Source organism: Streptomyces sp. NPDC006544 (assembly GCF_040611715.1).
In the GTDB taxonomy this organism is placed as follows: domain Bacteria; phylum Actinomycetota; class Actinomycetes; order Streptomycetales; family Streptomycetaceae; genus Streptomyces.
Window position 1 is genome coordinate 1 of sequence record NZ_JBEXOV010000198.1, and the last position, 3,553, is coordinate 3,553.

The window sequence follows — 3,553 nt, forward strand, 5'->3', positions numbered from 1 at the left end:
GGCCGCCCCTGCCTCCTCGGCTACATCGGCACCGGGGCCGCCGCGGCCGCCCCGGCCGCCTTCGAGGCGGCGAGCGGCATCACGATCCGGGGCGGCCGCGAGTCGTCGGGGCCGGAGCCGCCGAGCACCTCGGTCAGCACCCACGCCGCCAGAGCGGCCGGGGCGAGCGCGGCGACCGCGACGGCCAGGGTGGAGCGGCGGGCGTACCAGGGCCGGTCCGGGCTGACCGAGGAGGCGGACTCGGGGGACGGGGAGCTGTCGTCGTAGCGCACCCGGCGATGCTAGACCGGGGGTCGGTCGTACGTACGGACCCTGCGCCATTCGGGGGCGCGGTGCGCTTATATGCCGGGGCCGGGGCCGGGGCCGGGGCCGGGGCCGGGGCCGGGGAAACGGGGTCCGGGCGCGACGCGCGGGTGCGGCCGCCTTCGGGCGGCCCGGGTCAGATGCCCGAGCCGATGCGGCGCAGGACGCGCAGGGAATCGGTCACGGAGACCTCCTCGAACGCGCCGGAGGCCAGGGCGCGCAGGTAGATCCGGTACGGGGCCTGGCCGCCGTCGGCCGGGTCCGGGAACACGTCGTGGATCACCAGCGTGCCGCCCTCGGCCACGTGCGGGGCCCAGCCCTCGTAGTCGCCCGTCGCGTGCTCGTCGGTGTGCCCGCCGTCGATGAAGACCAGGCCGAGCGGACCGCCCCAGGCGGCGGCGACCTGCGGGGAGCGGCCGACGACCGCGATGACGTGGTCCTCCAGACCGGCCCGGTGCAGGGTGCGGCGGAAGGTGGGCAGCGTGTCCATCAGCCCGATCTCCGGGTCCACGACCGTCGGGTCGTGGTACTCCCAGCCGGGCTGCTGCTCCTCGCTGCCCCGGTGGTGGTCGACGGTGATGGCGCTGACCCCGGCCTCGCGGGCGGCGTCGGCCAGCAGGATGGTGGAACGGCCGCAGTAGGTCCCGACCTCCAGGAGCGGCAGCCCGAGCGAGGCCGCGGCGGCGGCCGCCTCGTACAGCGCGAGGCCCTCCCGCACGGGCATGAACCCCTTGGCGGCCTCGAAGGCGGCGAGGGTCTCCGGCTTGGGGCTGGCCATGGTGTTCCTCCTGCGGGTGGGGTCCGTCGCGCTCGGCGGCGTGGCGGGTCGGCGGCCCATCGTGCCTTACCCGCTGGTAGGACGCCATGCCCGGGGTCGGGTCCCGGAGGCCGGAGCCCGCCCCCGACGGCGTTGTCAGTGGCGGCGGGCAAGATCGTGGGGTCGGGTCTTCGAAGGGAACGAGGGATCACCATGGCGGTCACGAACGAGCGGGTGGCGGGGCGGGAATTCCTCAAGCCGCTCTACCGCGACGACTACTTTCCCGACGCCGTCCTCGACAAGGGCCGGGAGATCCTGCTGCGGCTCTGCGAGCGCATCGAGGCGGAGCGGCCGGCGGACCTGGCCGCGCTGTACGTGCTGACGGCGGCGGCGACGGTGGAGTTCAACCTGCTGGAGGCGGAGTTCGAGGCGGCGGGGAGCGGGATCGAGACCGTCGCGCGCGAGGAGATAGCCGAGGACTTCTGGTTCGTGGCCTCGGCGTACGGGTTCGCGGACGCGGACGTGGAGAAGCTGATCGCCCCGCGGGAGTGGTGAGGGCCCGGGGCTCCCGGGTCAGGGCCGCCGCCCGCCCATAGGCGTCGTCGCCGCACTCCGGCCTGCTCCCCGCTCCTCGTTCTCCCGCCCGCGCTGACCCGGACTCCGCACCCCTGTTGTCCGCGGACAAGTCCCGTTGTCCGCCCGCCGGGCCCCCGCCGACCTGCACCTGCACCGTCGGCCCGGCCCGGTCAGCCGCACGGCCCGGCAGTGTGAACGCCGTTCCCCACCGGAGCCGCCTCCCGCACAGGGCGTCGGCGCCGGGCGGGGGAACGCGTTCCACTCGGTCCCGTCCACGGTGCGGGGCCCGGTCGTCCCGAAGGCACCACTCCCGGAGACAGGGAGCGCGGTGCGGGGAGCGGGGAGTGAGGAGTGAGGGCCATGCACGTGAGGAAACGGCACAAGGTGGCGATCGCGGCGGCGGCGGCCGCCTTCACCGGCGGGACGCTCGTCGTGGTCCTCGGCATCCCGTTCGCCGCCGGGGGAGCGCCCCTTCCGGAGCGTGGCGGCGCCCCGGCCGCGTCCGGGGAACGGGCGTCGGAACCCCCGCGGGAGCCGGTCCCGGCAGAACTGGACCTGCTGCACACCGCCAGGGAGCTCCTGCTCCGCGACTGCATGCGCGCCAAGGGGTTCGTCTACCAGCCGGTGCCCCGCCAACCCGTCCCCGAGGCGCGCGAGTTCCCGTTGGTCCTGGACGACGTCGACTGGGCCCGGCGGCACGGCTACGGCAGCGATCTCGCCGCCGTGGCCGAGCGGAACCAGCGCGACGACGTCAACCAGCATTACTTCGAGAGCCTCCCGGCCGACCGCCGGGTCCAAGCCCTGCTCGCCGCCAACGGCCCCCGCACCGAGGGTCTCACCGCTCGCACCCCTGACGGCATGGAGATGGGACGCAGCCCCGAGGGGTGCCAGTCGGACGCCGACCGCACCCTGTACGGGGACCTCGCCGGCTGGTTCCAGGCCCGTACGACCCTGACCTCGCTGACCTCCCTGGTCAGCGAACGTGCCGGGGCAGCACCTGAGTTCTCCGAGGCGACCCGCCCCTGGGCCGTCTGCATGCGCACCGCAGGCCACGACTTCGCCGACCCCGCCGCCGTCCGCGCCGCGCTGCCGGTGCCCCGGACCGAAGAGATCCGGCTGGCGGTCGCCGAAGCCACCTGCGCCCAGTCCTCCGGCCTGGCCGAGACAGCCTCAGGCCTCAGCCGGAAGTTCGAGACCGAGCTGCGTGAGCGCTACCGAGCCGACGTGAACACCGCGTTCCGGCTCCAGCTCGGCGCACTGTCCCGGGCGCGATCCGTGATCGCGTCCGACTGAACACAAGGAACGGCAAGCGGTGAACGACGCACGACGCGCGACGCCCACCGCGACCACCACGACCACCACAAGGAGATCAGTCATGCGCGCTGTGCGCACTCTGCTGATCGGAGCGGTACTCGCCGCCTCGATCGTGACAGCCACCCCGTTCGTGGCCCAGGCCGACGACGCCCCCGCTCCCCAGCCGGGTCTCGGGATCCAGGCCGACGGCCGGCTGTGGGCCTACTACGACACCGAGTACCGCAACCCGTGCGGCAGCTGGTCCGGCAGCTCCAACCACTGGGGTGACTGCTGGAACACCGCGAGCTCCCTGGTGAACTACCGCTACCCGGGCGCCAACGACGACGTCTGGGTCCGCTGGGGTCTCAACAACACCGGCGCCCGCCGCGGCGTCTACAACGGAGTCTGGCTCAACGACCTCAACCGGTGGACCTTCGACGCCGGCACGGGGAGCGGGTCAGGCCAGCTGCTGGGCGACAACATCGCCTCGCACAGCGTGACGCAGCTCCCGTAGCACCGGCATCGCACGGCGCCCGCCCCGGGCCCCTCCAGGGTCTTGAACTGCGTCGCCATGGCCTTCCAGCCGTCGGCGGCCGTGGTGAGCGCGGAGAGGTCCGTCTGCAG

The 3,553-nt window shown here is 74.1% G+C and carries 5 protein-coding genes; 3 read left to right on the top strand and 2 right to left on the bottom strand.

Translation table 11 applies throughout. The annotated features are described in order from the left end of the window. Nucleotides 1–20: 20 nt before the first annotated feature. Together ABZY44_RS37405 and ABZY44_RS37410 are read right to left on the bottom strand one after the other, a co-directional pair. On the bottom strand, nt 21–272 hold the full coding sequence (locus tag ABZY44_RS37405) for a hypothetical protein (protein WP_356661971.1): 252 nt from the start codon (nt 270–272) through the stop codon (nt 21–23). Between the two features lie 167 nt (nt 273–439). Further along, nucleotides 440–1,081 carry a class I SAM-dependent methyltransferase gene (locus ABZY44_RS37410; RefSeq protein WP_356661973.1) on the bottom strand — a complete coding sequence of 214 codons (642 nt, stop codon included), beginning with the start codon at nt 1,079–1,081 and terminating at the stop codon, nt 440–442. Nucleotides 1,082–1,273: 192 nt separating this feature from the next. On the opposite strand from ABZY44_RS37410, the gene ABZY44_RS37415 reads away from it, so the two are divergent. The 3 genes from ABZY44_RS37415 (at nt 1,274) to ABZY44_RS37425 (ending at nt 3,443) form a co-directional block, all read left to right on the top strand. Further along, nucleotides 1,274–1,615 carry a DUF5713 family protein gene (locus ABZY44_RS37415; protein ID WP_356661975.1) on the top strand — a complete coding sequence of 114 codons (342 nt, stop codon included), beginning with the start codon at nt 1,274–1,276 and terminating at the stop codon, nt 1,613–1,615. Between the two features lie 381 nt (nt 1,616–1,996). Then, nucleotides 1,997–2,929, top strand: a complete 933-nt coding sequence (locus tag ABZY44_RS37420) for a hypothetical protein (protein ID WP_356661977.1) — start codon at nt 1,997–1,999, stop codon at nt 2,927–2,929. Between the two features lie 82 nt (nt 2,930–3,011). After that, the gene (locus ABZY44_RS37425) at nt 3,012–3,443 is read left to right on the top strand and encodes a hypothetical protein (RefSeq protein WP_356661979.1); all 432 of its coding nucleotides are present in this window, start codon (nt 3,012–3,014) and stop codon (nt 3,441–3,443) included. Nucleotides 3,444–3,553: the final 110 nt, after the last annotated feature.

Bases quoted from the DNA above. Each gene is read 5' to 3' on its own strand.
- ABZY44_RS37410 (WP_356661973.1), bottom strand. From the start codon at position 1,081: ATGGCCAGCCCCAAGCCGGAGACCCTCGCCGCCTTCGAGGCCGCCAAG.
- ABZY44_RS37415 (WP_356661975.1), top strand. From the start codon at position 1,274: ATGGCGGTCACGAACGAGCGGGTGGCGGGGCGGGAATTCCTCAAGCCG.
- ABZY44_RS37420 (WP_356661977.1), top strand. From the start codon at position 1,997: ATGCACGTGAGGAAACGGCACAAGGTGGCGATCGCGGCGGCGGCGGCC.
- ABZY44_RS37425 (WP_356661979.1), top strand. From the start codon at position 3,012: ATGCGCGCTGTGCGCACTCTGCTGATCGGAGCGGTACTCGCCGCCTCG.